This is a genomic window from Tropicibacter sp. S64, from assembly GCF_049803835.1.
Taxonomy (GTDB): domain Bacteria; phylum Pseudomonadota; class Alphaproteobacteria; order Rhodobacterales; family Rhodobacteraceae; genus Pacificoceanicola.
The window spans coordinates 99,680-114,178 of sequence record NZ_JBNAGK010000002.1; the positions used below are offsets into that span (position 1 = coordinate 99,680).

13 protein-coding genes are annotated in these 14,499 nt (G+C 66.2%); 6 read left to right on the forward strand and 7 right to left on the reverse strand.

Translation table 11 applies throughout. From position 1 onward, the window contains the following. Positions 1-93: 93 nt before the first annotated feature. A complete protein-coding gene (locus ACP159_RS03655; protein ID WP_425098282.1) occupies positions 94-1,305 on the reverse strand; it encodes an N-acetylmuramoyl-L-alanine amidase in 1,212 nt (403 codons plus the stop codon). Positions 1,306-1,460: 155 nt separating this feature from the next. Next, positions 1,461-2,615 carry a pyridoxal phosphate-dependent aminotransferase gene (locus ACP159_RS03660; protein WP_425098283.1) on the reverse strand — a complete coding sequence of 385 codons (1,155 nt, stop codon included), beginning with the start codon at positions 2,613-2,615 and terminating at the stop codon, positions 1,461-1,463. A gap of 58 nt (positions 2,616-2,673) precedes the next feature. Here ACP159_RS03660 and ACP159_RS03665 point away from each other — a divergent pair, with 58 nt between their 5' ends. From ACP159_RS03665 to ACP159_RS03675, 3 genes are read left to right on the forward strand one after another with little or no spacing between them, the layout of a single operon-like run. Then, positions 2,674-4,023, forward strand: coding sequence for a M48 family metalloprotease (locus tag ACP159_RS03665; RefSeq protein ID WP_425098284.1), 1,350 nt, complete (start codon positions 2,674-2,676; stop codon positions 4,021-4,023). A 24-nt stretch (positions 4,024-4,047) separates the two neighbouring features. After that, on the forward strand, positions 4,048-4,812 hold the full coding sequence (locus ACP159_RS03670; RefSeq protein ID WP_425098285.1) for a DsbA family protein: 765 nt from the start codon (positions 4,048-4,050) through the stop codon (positions 4,810-4,812). Beyond that, positions 4,809-5,270 carry a hypothetical protein gene (locus ACP159_RS03675; protein ID WP_425098286.1) on the forward strand — a complete coding sequence of 154 codons (462 nt, stop codon included), beginning with the start codon at positions 4,809-4,811 and terminating at the stop codon, positions 5,268-5,270. Before ACP159_RS03670 ends, ACP159_RS03675 begins: the two co-directional genes overlap by 4 nt. Here the strand turns inward: ACP159_RS03675 and ACP159_RS03680 are convergent. From ACP159_RS03680 to hemA, 4 genes are all read right to left on the reverse strand, one after another. Beyond that, complete coding sequence (locus ACP159_RS03680; protein WP_425098287.1) at positions 5,255-6,664, reverse strand: sensor histidine kinase; 1,410 nt, start codon at positions 6,662-6,664, stop codon at positions 5,255-5,257. The genes ACP159_RS03675 and ACP159_RS03680 overlap by 16 nt on opposite strands. 4 nt (positions 6,665-6,668) lie before the next feature. Beyond that, positions 6,669-7,802: a flavodoxin-dependent (E)-4-hydroxy-3-methylbut-2-enyl-diphosphate synthase gene (gene ispG / locus ACP159_RS03685; RefSeq protein WP_425098288.1), complete on the reverse strand. Its 1,134-nt coding sequence runs from the start codon at positions 7,800-7,802 to the stop codon at positions 6,669-6,671. A 129-nt stretch (positions 7,803-7,931) separates the two neighbouring features. After that, on the reverse strand, positions 7,932-9,578 hold the full coding sequence (locus ACP159_RS03690) for a helix-turn-helix domain-containing protein (protein ID WP_425098289.1): 1,647 nt from the start codon (positions 9,576-9,578) through the stop codon (positions 7,932-7,934). Positions 9,579-9,704: 126 nt separating this feature from the next. Next, the gene (hemA, locus tag ACP159_RS03695) at positions 9,705-10,934 is read right to left on the reverse strand and encodes a 5-aminolevulinate synthase (RefSeq protein ID WP_425098290.1); all 1,230 of its coding nucleotides are present in this window, start codon (positions 10,932-10,934) and stop codon (positions 9,705-9,707) included. Between the two features lie 484 nt (positions 10,935-11,418). On the opposite strand from hemA, the gene ACP159_RS03700 reads away from it, so the two are divergent. Continuing rightward, a complete protein-coding gene (locus ACP159_RS03700) occupies positions 11,419-11,751 on the forward strand; it encodes a 5-aminolevulinate synthase (RefSeq protein WP_425098291.1) in 333 nt (110 codons plus the stop codon). A gap of 63 nt (positions 11,752-11,814) precedes the next feature. Next, a complete protein-coding gene (locus tag ACP159_RS03705; protein ID WP_425098292.1) occupies positions 11,815-13,188 on the forward strand; it encodes a M20/M25/M40 family metallo-hydrolase in 1,374 nt (457 codons plus the stop codon). Between the two features lie 171 nt (positions 13,189-13,359). On the opposite strand, the gene ACP159_RS03710 is transcribed toward ACP159_RS03705, so the two are convergent. Next, complete coding sequence (locus ACP159_RS03710; protein WP_425098293.1) at positions 13,360-13,770, reverse strand: SufE family protein; 411 nt, start codon at positions 13,768-13,770, stop codon at positions 13,360-13,362. 133 nt (positions 13,771-13,903) lie between these two features. Between ACP159_RS03710 and ACP159_RS03715 the strand changes: the two genes are divergently transcribed. Further along, positions 13,904-14,407, forward strand: coding sequence for a hypothetical protein (locus ACP159_RS03715; protein ID WP_425098294.1), 504 nt, complete (start codon positions 13,904-13,906; stop codon positions 14,405-14,407). Positions 14,408-14,499 lie beyond the last annotated feature (92 nt).

The following is a 14,499-nucleotide window of genomic DNA, read 5'->3' on the forward strand; positions in this document are numbered from 1 at the left end:
CCTCTTTAACCTGCCGGTTCACTATACTTAAAGCGCAGATGGGTCAAAACACATCCGCGCGGGTTTCCGCCGGGGAAAAACCGCTGCCGCGCGTCACTGGCGGCGCAGTCGTGCCAGCGCTTCGTCCTCGATCGCCCAGGCTTCGATGCCATCCCGGACGCCCGCGGCCATGCCCGCCCGCCAGATCGGGTCCTGCAGGTTCTCGAGGTCCTTTTCGGTGGACAGGAACCCGACCTCGATCAGCACCGAAGGCACGTCCGCCGCCTTCAGCACCGAGAACCCGGCCTGCCGCAAGGGGCGCTTGTGCACATGCCCCACGGCATTGCGGATGCCATCCACCAGATGCTGCGCCAGCGCCCGGCTGCGCGGCGTGTTGTCGAGCCGGGCGATCTGCAAGAGCACCTGCGCCACCCGGTCATCCGAACCCGACAGGTCGAGACCCGCCAGCAGATCGTCCCGGTCATGGCGCTCTGCCAGGGCCTCGGACGCGGCATCGGACGCATCCTCCGCCAGCGTGTAGACGCTGGAGCCATGCGCCACCCCTTCCTGGATCGCATCCGCATGCAGGGACACGAAAATATCCGCCTGCACGTCATGCGCCATCGCCACCCGGGCCTCGAGCGACACGAAGACATCGTCGTTGCGGGTGAGGTAGACCTCGTAGCGCCCGGTGCGCAGCAGCACGTCCGACAGTTCCCGCGCGAAGGCCAGCATCAGGTCCGCCTCGTTCACCCCGTCCCGCTGGGCGCCGGGGTCGATGCCGCCATGACCCGGGTCCAGCACGACCACGAGCGGCGCACCAGGTGCAGGCAAGACCGCGCGTACCGCTGTCGGTGCGGGCAGGTCCCAGCCGCGCTCGCTCGGCAGGCCCGCAGCCGCCGCGAAGGCCTCCGGCGACGTGGCTTGCAAGTCCACCCGCAGGGTCGCCTTGCCAGTCACCGAATCCACGCGCAGCCCCGCCGCATCGACCGCCATCGGCTCCGCCAGTTCCGCCACCAGCCGCGACCAGCCGGGCCGGAAGCCGCCAACCCGCAGCGCGCTCACCGCCTCCGACGAATCCAGCGCCGCGCCGTCTGCCCCCTGCCAGTCAACCTCGCGGAAATCGACCACCAGCCGCATGGGATCATCCAGCGTGAACAGCCGCCACGGCACGCCCTGGCTCAGCGTCAGGGAAAGCGTGCTGCCGCCGAACGTGCCGTCCGTCACGCCGCCCTCCTCGAATCGTGCCAAGCCGGACGCGTCCTGCGCCCAGACCGCCCCGGCAAGCAGGCACGCCGCCAGTCCCGTCAAGAATCCGAATTTCACCGCTCTGCCGCCTCTTCATGGACCGCTGATTTGCGGCAGCTTAGCAGCCCCCGCCCAGAATTGCACCTCACGCTTGCGCAAGAGCGCCGCGGTCCTGTTTTCTTCTCTTTCCAAATACTCACTTCCGAGAGCACCGCAGGCGCTACGCCCGAGGGTCAGTCCGCCAACCCCCGCCCGCGCATGAAGGCCCTGAGCCGATCCAGCCCCTCGGCGATGTCCGCCGTCGACCGCGCATAGGAGAAGCGCAGCGTGCCGCCACCGCGCTCGAGGTCGAAGTCCAGCCCCGGCGTCACCGCCACGCCCGCCTCGTCGAGAATGTCCCGGGCAAAGGCGCGGCTGTCGTCCGTCAGATGGCTGACATCCGCATAGACGTAGAAGGCTCCGTCGGGCGGGGCAATGCGGTCGAAACCGGCCTTCGGCAGCCCCTCCAGCATCAGCGCCCGGTTCCTGCGGTAGACCTCCATGTTGGCGTCGAGTTCGTCTTCGGCATCCATCGCCGCCAGCGCCGCCACCTGGCTGGCATGGGGGGCGCAGATGAACATGTTCTGCGCCAGCCGCTCCACCTGCCGCAGGTTCGCCTCGGGCAGAACAAGCCACCCGGCCCGCCATCCGGTCATGGAGAAATACTTGGAGAAGGAATTGATCACGCAGACATCGTCCGAGATTTCCAGCGCCGTCACCGCCGGGCGGTCGTATTCGATGCCGTGGTAGATCTCGTCCGAGAGAAAGGACGCGCCCTTCCCCTGAGCCGCGCCGATCAGCGCCCCGAGTTCCGCGCGGCCGAGCATCGTGCCCGACGGATTCGCCGGGCTGGCGACCATGACGCCCTGACAATCAAGCCCGGCGAGGTCTTCCGGCACCAGTTGCAGGCGGTTTTCCACCTTCGTCTGCACCTCCACCGGGACAAGGTTCATGGCCTTCATGATCTGCCGGTACGAGGGATAGCCCGGCGCCCCGATCGCCACCCGGTCCCCGACGTCGAACAGCGCCGAGAAAGCGAGAATGAAGCCGCCGGAGGAGCCGGGCGTCACCACAACCCGCGCCGGATCGAGGTCGACGTTGTACCAGTCCCCGTAGAGTTTCGCGATCCGCTGCCGCAGCGCCGGAAGCCCGAGCGCCACCGTATACCCGAGCGAGTCCGAGGCCATGGCCCGGGTCAGGGCATCCCGCGCGGCAGCCGGCGCCGGGGTTCCGGGCTGGCCCACTTCCATGTGGATGACGTGCCGTCCGGAGGCCTCCGCCTGCCGCGCCGCTTCCATGACGTCCATCACGATGAAGGGATCGACCGAACCCCGGGTTGAATTTCGCATGGCATCCTCTCTACTCTCTCGCGCAGGCAGACTTATGTGCGGACGAGGCGACACGTCAATGAATCTTCCCCCCATCCTCCGGCTCCCGCGGCTGCTCGGCCTTGCGCTGGCCCTGACCCTGGCGGTGGCGCTCGCCGCGCCTGTCCGGGCCGCCGGGCTGACGCTGCTGCGCGACGCCGATATCGAGTACGGGCTGCGCCAGCTGGCGGCGCCGATCCTCAGCGCCGCCGGTCTCAGCCCGAGCCAGGTGCAGATGATCCTGATCGACGACAGCTCGCTCAACGCCTTCGTCGCCGACACGCAGCACATCTTCATCCACTCCGGCCTGCTGATGAAGCTCGACAGCGCCGCGCAGCTGCAGGCGGTCATCGCCCATGAGGCCGCGCATATCGCCAACGGCCACATCGCCCGCCGGCTCGGCAACGCCCGCTCGGCCAAGACCGCCGCCGGGCTGGGCCTCTTGCTCGGTGCCGCCGCCGCCGCCGTATCGGGCGATCCGCAGGCCGGTTTCGGCGTGGCCATGGGCGCGCAAAGCTCGGCCATGCGGCTGTTTTTCTCTCACACCCGCGCCGAGGAAAGCTCGGCGGACATCGCCTCCGTGCGCTACATGCTGCGGGCCGGAATCGACCCCAAGGGCGCGGTGGAAGTCCAGGATCTGTTCCGCGGACAGGAGGCGCTTGCGGTGTCCCGGCAGGACCCCTACATGCTCACGCATCCCCTTTCACGCGATCGTTACCGCGCGTTGAACGGTCTGGTTGCAGGGCACGAGACCGGACGGGTGGACCCCAACGCCCAGTATTGGTTCGACCGGGTCAAAGGCAAACTGACCGCCTTCAAGCGCGCGCCAAGCTGGACCCTGCGCCGGTCGAAGGAGAGCGCCACGCAGGACATCCGCCTGATGCGCGAGGCCGCGGCCTGGCATCGCCAGTCGAACCTGAAGAAGGCGCTGGCGGCCATCGACGGCGCCATTGCCCTGCGCCAGAACGACCCCTACCTGCGTGAGCTGAAGGGGCAGATCCTGTTGGAATCACGGCAATTCGGCGCGGCGGTGCAGGTCTATGGCGCGGCGGCGCGGATGGCGCCGAACGATGCGCTGATCCTTGGAGGACTGGGCCGGGCGATGCTCGCCAACGGCCAGTTCGGCGAGGCTCTGCAGGTTCTGGAGCGCGCCCGCTCGCGCGATTTCTCCGACCCGCGCATCCTGCGCGACCTCGCCGTCGCCTATGCCCGTGCCAAGCAGAACGGCATGGCCTCGCTTGTGACCGCCGAGCGCTATGCCCTGGGCGGACGGCTGGAGGACGCCGCGCTGCATGCGACACGCGCCTCCGGCCTCTTGCCGCGTGGCTCCGGCCCGTGGCAAAGAGCGGAGGACATTCTGATTGCAGCCAAAAGCGCCAAGCGGCGCTGAACCCCCAGACACGCCGGAGACCCCATGACCAGAGCTTCCATCCGTTCCCTTGCCCTGATCGCCGCCCTCGCCGGCGCGACCGCCGCCACGGCGGAAGAGATCGACTTCGGCAACATGACGCCCGATCAGGAGATCGCCTTCGGGATCAAGGTCCGCGAGTATCTGCTGCAGAACCCGCAGGTGATCATGGAGGCGGTGTCCGTGCTGGAGCAGCGCGAGGCAGACCAGATGGCCGCGGCGGACGAGCAACTGGTCTCCGACAACATGGACGCGCTGGTGAACGACGGGTTCTCCTGGGTCGGCGGCAACCCGGACGGCGACATCACCATCGTGGAATTCTCCGACTACCGCTGCGGCTACTGCCGCAAGGCGCATCCGGAGGTTCAGGAACTGATCGAGAGCGACGGCAACATCCGTTTCATCCTCAAGGAGTTCCCGATCCTCGGCGAAGCCTCCCTGACATCGTCGAAATTCGCCATCGCTACCAAGATCGTGGCCGGCGACGACGCCTACAAGCAGGTGCATGACGCCTTGATCACGCTCGGCGGCGCCCCGGAAGAGCCCACCCTGAAGCGCATCGCCGACAGTCTCGGCCTCGATGCCGACGCGATCATGGCGGAAATGGAGAGCGACGAGGTGACGTCGCGCATCGCCGCCACACACGATCTGGCCGCGAAGATGCAGATCAACGGCACGCCCAGCTTCCTGATGGCGGGCGAGATGGTGCGCGGCTACGTGCCGCTCGCCGCGATGCGCGACATCGTCGGGAAAGCCCGCGCGGCCAATTGATCCGCCCGGCCCTTCGCCTCCTGCTGGCCTGTGCCGCCGCTCCGGTGGCGGCGCAGGACACGGACCTGCGGACGCGCCTGCGGGCGCTCGCCGCCCCGGTGGCGCCTGCCGATCCCTACGCCGAAGAGCGCTCCGCCGACCTCGCGGCGATCGACACGGTGAGCGACAGGCTCTTCGGCCCCGGCGGCACCCGCCTCGGCCCTCAGGATGCCCCGGTCCGGATCGTCCTCTTCGTGGCGCAGGACTGCCCCGACTGCACGAGCGCCGAGGCCGACCTCGCGCAACTCGCGGAGCGGCTCGGCGTCGGGGCGAAGGTTCTGACTGTCGATGATGACGCGGAGGCCACCGCGCTGCTGAGCCGACTTTCGCTCGACAGGCTCCCGTCCTACGTCACCCCCAAGACCCTGATCCGCGGCCCCATGCCGGCCTTCGTTCTGGAGCGCTACGTGACGGACTGAGCTTTCGCCACGGCCCCGACATTTGCACCGGCTGCCGGCAGGTGGATCAGCACGGTCGTGCCCCGCCCGCCCTCGGACACCAGTTCCATGCGCCCGCCCGATTGCTCGACGATTCCCCGCGCCATGGCAAGACCAAGTCCGGTGCCATGCCCCTTGGGCTTGGTGGTGAAATAGGGTTCGAACACCAGCGGCAGGATCTCCGGCGATATGCCGCTGCCGTTGTCGTGCACGGCCACGGTGACACCCATCTCCGGCTCGGACCATCGCCGCGCCGAGACCGTCAGCACTCCGTCGTCCGCCATCGCATCTGCGGCGTTCTCCGCCAGCCCCGCCAGCACGCCGCAGAACTGGACCCTGTCGAGCGTGACCATCGCGCCCACCGCCTGTCGCTCGACCACGAGGCGCAGCGTCTGGTTGCCATGCAGGCACTCCCGCAGGCGTGGCTCGCAATGTGCCAGGGCCTGTCCGATGTCGATCCGCACCGGCTGCAGATGCGCCCGGCGGGCGTAGGCCAGGAGTTGTGCGGTGAGATCGGCGCCGCTGCGGGCCGCTGTATGAGCTTCGCAGATCAGCGCATCCTTTTCCTTCGGGTCCGTCGACAGCTGGTACAGCTCGATATTGCCCAGAACGGCGGTCAGCATATTGTTGAAATCATGTGCGATCCCGCCGCTGAGCTGGCCGATGGCCAGCAGGCGTTCGTTCACGATCCGGCTGTGCTGCGCACGCTGCAGATCGCGCCGGGCACGCCGGATGTTGCGGCACAAAAGCAGGAAATACAGGTGAAGCGCGATGCCTCCGAAGGTCAGGATCAGCGTGTTGCGGAGCGAGAAGAACGCAGGGTCCCGGCCAACCGCGTAGGAATTCAGGATCCAGCCGATCTCGACCGTCAGGATGACCACCTGCGTGACGATGTCGTTGGTCAGCAGGACCGCGATCTCGGATCGCCTGCCCAGCGTGTGCATGTAGAACCCGGCGAACATGAAAAACGCCAGGATCGTCAACGAAATATCCGCGCTGGTGCCGAAGTAGAGGATCACGGCCGCGTAGGACCAGACGTTGACCAGATCGAGGATCCCGAGCATCAGGTAGGTCCGCGGCGGCACCTGCCGCGGGGCGCGTTCAAGGTACAACCGCAGCCAGAAGGTGCCGACCACATGAAGGATGTAGAGCAGCAGCGGAACCACGTCCCCGTAGCCGCGCCAGACCGCGAGGGCACCGATTCCGAGCAAAGCCGTCCGCAGGTACAACTCGCCCTGCCGGATCGAGGCGACCGTCTTCATGCCGCTGATGCCGACCGTCTCGGGCAGGTTTCCCATCAGGTCGTAATAGGAAAGCGACGCCCCACTCTCGATGTTCTGCGAGAGTGGTTCCTGCTTCCCGTGGTCGAAGCTCAAGTGCCTATTCTGCCGCCTGCGCAGCGTGCGCAGCGGCAGCCTCCAGATCCGCAGCCTTCTTCTCCACCTCCTCAACGATGTGGTCGACCATCTGGTCGTTGCTCATCTTGTGGCTGGCCTTGCCCGCGAGATAGACCATGCCGCTGCCCGCACCGCCGCCGGTGAAGCCGACATCGGTCATCAGCGCCTCACCCGGGCCGTTGACCACGCAGCCGATGATGCTCAGGCTCATCGGCGTCTTGATGTGCTCAAGCCGCTTTTCGAGGATCTCGACGGTCTTGATCACGTCGAATCCCTGCCGGGCGCAGGACGGGCAGGAAATGATGTTCACCCCCCGATGGCGCAGTCCGAGGCTCTTGAGGATGTCATAGCCGACCTTCACCTCCTGCACCGGATCGGCGGAGAGGCTGACGCGGATCGTGTCGCCGATGCCCATCCACAGCAGATTGCCAAGCCCGATGGCGCTCTTGATCGTGCCGGACATCAGCCCCCCGGCCTCCGTGATGCCAAGGTGCAGGGGCGCATCCGTCGCCTCCGCCAGGGACTGGTAGGCGGCGGCGGAGAGGAAGACGTCGGAGGCCTTTACGCTGATCTTGAACTCGTGGAAATCGTTGTCCTGCAGGATCTTGATGTGATCGAGACCGCTCTCGACCATGGCCTCCGGGCACGGCTCGCCGTATTTCTCCAGAAGGTGCCGCTCGAGCGAGCCCGCGTTCACACCGATGCGCATGGAGCAGTTGTGGTCCCGCGCGGCCTTGATGACCTCGCGCACCCGCTCCTCGCTGCCGATGTTGCCGGGGTTGATCCGGAGACAGGCCGCCCCCGCCTCGGCGGCCTCGATGCCGCGTTTGTAATGGAAATGGATGTCGGCGACGATCGGCACCGGGCTTTCCCGGACGATCTCCTTCAGCGCCCGGCTGCTGTCCTGATCCGGCACGGAGACCCGCACGATGTCCGCCCCGGCCTCCGCAGCGGCCTGGACCTGCGCGATGGTGCCCTTGATGTCGGTGGTGACCGTGTTGGTCATGGTCTGCACGGTGATAGGCGCATCGCCGCCCACCGGCACATTGCCCACCATGATCTGACGCGATTTCCGGCGTTCGATGCTGCGCCAGGGGCGGATGGGATTATGGGTCATGGCACGTCGTCCGTTTGTCCTGCACACCTGCCCGGCACGAGGCTAACGCCCCGCCGGTCCGGTTCGTTCCTGAATGTCCTGAGTTCGGAACCCGATACTCCGACCGCGCGGGCAGACTCTCCGGCTCCGTCAGTCCTGCGCCCCGGTCTGCACCGCGTTCAACTCGGCGACGACCTTAGCCAATTCCGTGTGCAGAGACAAATCCGCAGCCGCCATTTTTTCGGTCACATTCGCAACAGACAATGCGAGGTTGTCGGCGATTGCGCCATTGCCACCGTAGGGCCCGTAGGTCTTGCCATTGACGGCAAAGAACACGGCTCCGGCGTCGCCGGTGCGGATGGTCGGCGGCGTCTCCGTCTGCGGTACCTGGTAGGTGTCGCCCCGCTTCATGATCGCCTCGTAGATCGTCGCGCCGGAGGGGGCCTTGACCCGCACCCAGGCTTCGCGCGACGCCACGATGGTCACTCCCGGATTGGCGGCGGCAAGCACTTGCGGCTGCGGCACGGCGGTGGGACCCGCCGGAATACTGGACGCCATCTGTGTCTGACCGGCCGTCGCGCCGGACAGGGCGGCCATGACGGGTTTCAGGTCCGGATCGTCCTGTACGTTCGCCTCGGCGTAACCGGCCACGATCAGCGCCCCGTCGAGGGCCAGATCCTCCGTCACCGCGCCGCGCGGACCCGCCGGACCGTGCACCGTGCCGTTGACCGCGAAATAGACCGCGCCGGATTCGCCGACCTTGATCACCGGATCGGAGGCGCTGGCCGGGACGGGGAAGGTCTCGCCCGCGTTGAGGATGCCGGAGAACAGGACCGCGCCCTGTTCTTCCTTGATCTGGATCCATGCCGGACGCGCCGCGACGACGATCACGCCAGAACTCGACGCACCTGGGACGCTGCCGAAACCCGGAGCCAAGGCGGCGGCAGCCAGAGCGCTGTCCTGCACCTGCGGCAGGTGCGCGCCACGGCCAGTGCCGGCGAAAAGACCACCGCTATCGGGGTCGAGCGTGGAAATCGGGGCATCCCGGGCCACAAGGACCGGCACGTCCAGCGCCTGCGGACGGTAAAGCCGGTCGAAGGCCTCGTTAGAGGGCGGCGTGAACACGCCCGCCACACCGGCCTCCGCCAGCGCTTCCTGCCCGACAGTATCGGGCGCGGACGGCGCACGGGCCGCGTCGAGCGGATCGAGTTCACTGAGAACGATAGGGGTCTGTTCGACCGGCGACAGCTGCACCCGCTGCACTTCCTGCAGCACGGACCAGCCGCCGTAACCGATGCCGCCGATCAGCGCCAGCAGGACCAGCGAGGAGCCGATCGCGCCCGGCTCGATCCGCGACAGGAAGCTGTCGCCGGAGGGCGCGAAGGGCATGTTGGGCTCGGCAAAGGGATCGCGCGCCTTGGCTTTCGGTGCATCGCCGATGGCGGCCTTGCGGACCACGGAGGCGTCGGCGGACATGCCGTGCGCCACGGAAAAACCACTCTCGGCGCAGAACCCCTCGAAGGCCTCGTCCGGATCCATCCCGAGATAGCGGGCATAGGAGCGCACGTAACCGGCAATGAAACCGGGCGTGTCAAAGGCGGCAGGGTCGCAATTCTCGATGGCGGCGATGTAGCTGGCCTTGATCCGCAACTCGCGCTGCACGTCCAGCAACGATTTGCCCATGGTCGCCCGTTCGCCACGCATGACGTCACCGAGTTTCAGAGCAAAATCGTCAAAGCTTTGCGGCGCCTGGGCGGCATCCGCCAAAACCTTCTGCTGGGATTTGCGCCCGATCATGCGGCCTGCCCCGTCCTGTCCATGCTTGCCCCGTGCCTGCCCAAGTGCCGACCGTCACGATTCGTCTGCGGCCGTTATTTAATGCAGGTTACCACAGCGCAAGCGATTTGACAGGTTTTCCCGCGGTCAGCCGGCCATTTCGGCACGATTCAGCGCACAGTGACTCCACAGGTCATCCATGGCTTTTACCAGGTGGTCCATTTCCTTCGGACCATGCACAGGAGAGGGCGTGAACCGCAACCGTTCGGTGCCGCGCGGCACCGTCGGGAAGTTGATCGGCTGCACGTAGATGCCGTAGCCGTCGAGCAGCATGTCCGACAGTTTCTTGGTGTGCACCGGGTCGCCGACGATGACCGGCACGATGTGGCTGCCGTGGTCGATGATCGGCAGGCCCATGCCCTTGAGGCGCAGCTTGAGCACCTTGGCACGCTCCTGGTGCAACTCGCGCAGCGCCCGGCCCTCGTCGGTCTTCAGGAAGGCGACGGAGGCCGTCGCGCCCGCGGCCAGTGCCGGGGCCAGCGATGTGGAGAAGATGAAGCCCGGCGCGTAAGAGCGCACCGCGTCACACATTTTCGCCGATGCGGCGATGTAACCGCCCATCACACCGTAAGCCTTGGCCAGGGTGCCGTTGATGATGTCGATGCGGTGCATCAGGTTGTCCCGCTCCGCGACACCGCCCCCGCGCGGGCCGTACATGCCGACCGCGTGCACCTCGTCGATGTAGGTCAGCGCGTTGAATTCGTCAGCGAGATCACAGATTGCCTCCACCGGGCCGAAATCGCCGTCCATGGAATAGACGGATTCGAAGGCGATCAGCTTCGGCGCGGCGGGATCGTCGGCCTCCAGCTTGGCGCGCAGGTCCGCGAGATCGTTGTGCCTGAAGATTCGCTTCGCGCCGCCGTTGCGGCGGATGCCCTCGATCATCGACGCGTGATTCAGCTCGTCGGAATAGATGATGAGACCGGGAAACAGCTTCGGCAGCGTGCTCAGCGTGGCGTCGTTGGCGATATAGGCCGAGGTGAAGAGCAGCGCCGCTTCCTTGTGGTGCAGATCGGCCAGCTCGGCTTCGAGTCGCTTGTGGTAGACCGTGGTGCCGGAAATGTTGCGTGTCCCGCCGGAGCCCGCGCCGGTGGCGTCGATGGCTTCATGCATGGCGGCGAGGACCACCGGATGCTGACCCATGCCCAGGTAGTCGTTGCCGCACCACACCGTGATCGGCTGCTCCGCACCGTCCGGCTTGCACCAGGTGGCGTGCGGGAACTGGCCGTTCTTGCGTTCGATGTCGATGAAGGTCCGATACCGGCCCTCCTCATGGAGACGGTTCAGGGCAGTATCGAGTTTCGCGGTGTAGTCCACCGGGCTCCTCCTTCTTTCATGTCCGGGCCGTGGCCGATGTGCTGCGGGCTTCGGTCGACTGCGGCGGGCACCGCATTCAAGTTCGTGAATAACTAAAGACCACATCCTGTCATGTCTACCGTTTAGAACCGGACCAAGCGTCGCAGCCTTGACCGAGATCAAGCAAATCCCCGTGACAGCCATCCGTATCGCAATAAATGGAGTGTATCGGAAACACGTTTGCGTGTGACTAACCGGATAATCCGCACCCATCTTGCCGATTCCCGCACACATGCATCGCGAGTCGCCCTCCCGGGACGCAGGGTCGCACACCGCGTCCGCCCTCGCGTCCCGGACAAAAGTCGCAAACCTGCCGCGTTAACCCGTTGGGGCAAGGCAGGAATACCCGACTGGACCTGCTGCACGCCTGAGAGGACCATCCTGCCATTGACGTCTGTGTGACGGCGTATTTTCGCCGTCCCTGTCCTTTTGCATCGGTATTTGCATGAACCTCGTTTCGAACACGCCGTCCCTGGCGATTCCCTTCGTTCTCGCCACGGCGATCGGCTATGCCCTTGCGACCGTCGGCATGAAATCCGTCGCGGGCGGCACCGTGCCGCTCGGCTTCGCGGTTGCCGTCTTCGGCTTCGCCCTCGCCTTCCTGTCAGAGATCATCCTCATGCGGCGCTTCGATGTCTCGATCATCTACGTGTCGATCATCGCCGCGGAAACCGTGATGGTGCTCGTCTGGGCGCAATACATCGGTGAAGGGCTCGGCCCGCGCCAGCTTTTCGGAGCCGCGCTGGTGGTCGGCGGCATGGTCTTCGTCACCTGGTAGGCTGCTCTGGACAGTGGCACGCGGGGTGCTAGGCTCCGCGGCAAAAGCCAACAGGAGCCTTTCATGTCCCTCGACCCCGTCCTTTCCAGGATCGACGCCGACCTGCCCGCCGCACTGGACCGGCTGTTCGACCTGCTGCGAATCCCGTCGATTTCCACCGATCCGGAGTACAAGGCCGCCTGCGATGCCGCCGCGGACTGGCTGGTGGCGGACCTCGCCAGTTTCGGCATCGAAGCCTCCAAGCGCCCCACCCCCGGCCATCCCATGGTCGTCGGCCATGTGAAGGGCGACGGCCCGCACGTGCTGTTCTACGGCCACTACGACGTGCAGCCGGTGGACCCGCTGGAACTGTGGGACCGCGATCCGTTCGATCCGGCCATCGAGGAAACCGCCAAGGGCAAGGTCATCCGGGGTCGTGGCTCCTCGGACGACAAGGGCCAGCTGATGAGCTTCGTCGAAGCCTGCCGGGCGTGGCAGGCTGTCAACGGCGCCCTGCCCTGCTCCATCACCTTCTTCTTCGAGGGTGAGGAGGAAAGCGGCTCGCCTTCGCTCATTCCCTTCCTCAAGGAGAATGCCGGCGAGCTGAAAGCCGACGTTGCCCTGATCTGCGACACCGGCCTGTTCGAATCCCGCGTGCCGTCGATCATGACCCAGCTGCGCGGCCTTTGCGGCGAGGAGATCACCCTCACCGGCCCGAACAAGGACCTGCATTCCGGCATGTTCGGCGGCCTCGCCATAAACCCAGCGCGGGTGCTGGCGAAGATCCTCGGCAACCTGCACGACGATCAGGGGCGCGTGCAGGTGCCACATTTCTATGACGGCGTGCCCGATCTGCCGGAGGATATCGCCGCGCAATGGCAGGCGCTCGGCTTCGATCACGAGACCTTCCTCGGCGATGTCGGCCTCTCGGTGCCCGCGGGCGAGCAGGACCGCACGCCGCTGGAAATGATCTGGTCGCGCCCCACGGCGGAAATCAACGGTATCACTGGCGGCTACACCGGCAAGGGGTTCAAGACCGTGCTGCCCTCGAAAGCCTCCGCAAAGGTCAGCTTCCGTCTCGTCGGCCAGCAGGACCCGCATGCCATCCGCAAGAATTTCCGCGACTGGGTCCGGGCGCAGCTGCCCGCCGATGTGACCGCCGACTTCCACGAACACGGCGCCTCTCCTGCGAGCCAGATGGAAACCACCCACCCGGCGTTCGAGGCGGCGCGCAGCGTGCTCGGCGCGGAATGGGGGCATGAGGCGGCCTTCACCGGCTGCGGCGGCTCGATCCCTGTGGCGGGCTATTTCAAGACGATCCTCGGCATGGACACCATGCTGATCGGCTGGGCCAAGGACGACGACCAGATCCACTCGCCCAACGAGAAGTACGACCTCGAGAGCTTCCACAAGGGCATCCGCAGCTGGGCACGCGTGCTCGACGTGATCTCACGCTGACAGACAAGACAAGCGAGGGGCCAGCCCCTCGCGCTCCCCGGAGTATTTTCAAAGAGAAGAAAGGCAGGAAGCCACGCCCGTGGGATGCGCCGTGTCCCCTGTTTCTTCTCTTCGGCACATACTCCCGCCGAAGGCATCCGGCACCGGGCACCGGGACTGCGCGGCGGAGTCTCAGACCGCCGCGGCCGCCTGCTCCCGGATGCGCTCGATCATCGCCCGCAGCCCGTTGGAGCGCTGAGCCGACAGGTGGTCGTGCAGCCCGAGGCGGCCAAGCTCCGTCCGCGCATCCACTCGCATGACCTCACCCACCGGCAGGCCATCATAAAGGCGGTGCAGCAAGGCAATCAGCCCGCGCACGATCATCGCGTCGCTTTCCCCCTGAAAGTGGTAGACCCCGCCCTCGATCTGCGGATGCAGCCAGACCTGGCTGGCGCAGCCGTCTACCTTGGTCGCGGGCACCTTGAGCGCCTCCGGCAGCGGCTCCATCGCCTTGCCGAGTTCGATCACCATGCGATAGCGGTCTTCCCAGTCCTCGAGAAACTCGAAATCCTCGACCACCTCTTCGAATGCAGCCTGTGCCATGCGCCTGTCTCCTTTGACACTGGAGTTATGCAACAGCAGGTGAAAGGTCCAGACCACAGACGCCCTGCCGTCTTTTCAAGCGGATGCATTTCGGTTAACTCAGGTCAAAGGCAGGTTTATGGGCGGCATTCGCATGAAGAGATCTCTTTCGGTTCTGGTTCTTTCCGCTCTGGTCCTGACCAGTTGCGGCAGCATCCGCGACTCGCGCTTCAACCCGTTCAACTGGTTCGGCCGCAGCACGTCGCAGCCGGTCGCCGCCGAAGGCGCGGTCAACCCGCTGATCCCGCGCCGCCGTGTGTCCATCTTCCGTGACAATGGCCCCGAGGTCTACCGAGGCTCGCTGATCGGCGAGGTCACGGAGCTGGTGATCAACCGCCGCCCCGGCGGCGCCATCATCGAAGCCACGGGCATCACCGACCGGCAGGGCCCGTTCGAGCTGCGTCTCGTGAAGGTCGACGCCGAAAGCGATGCGGATACACTGACCTACGAATTCCGCGCCCTGCAATTGCAGCGCCGCGTCGGCACCGAACTGTCGCGCACCTACACCGCCGCGCTGTTCCTGACGGACCAGGACCTGACCGGCATCCGCGAGATCCGCGTCAAGGGCCTGCGCAACGTCCGCTCCTCGCGCCGCTGATCCGGCGCTTCGGGATTGGGCAGAGCGCTCCGCCCGGCCCTGTCTCGGCGGGATACGCTTGCACCCCGGCGCGCCGCGCACTACCTGTTGGG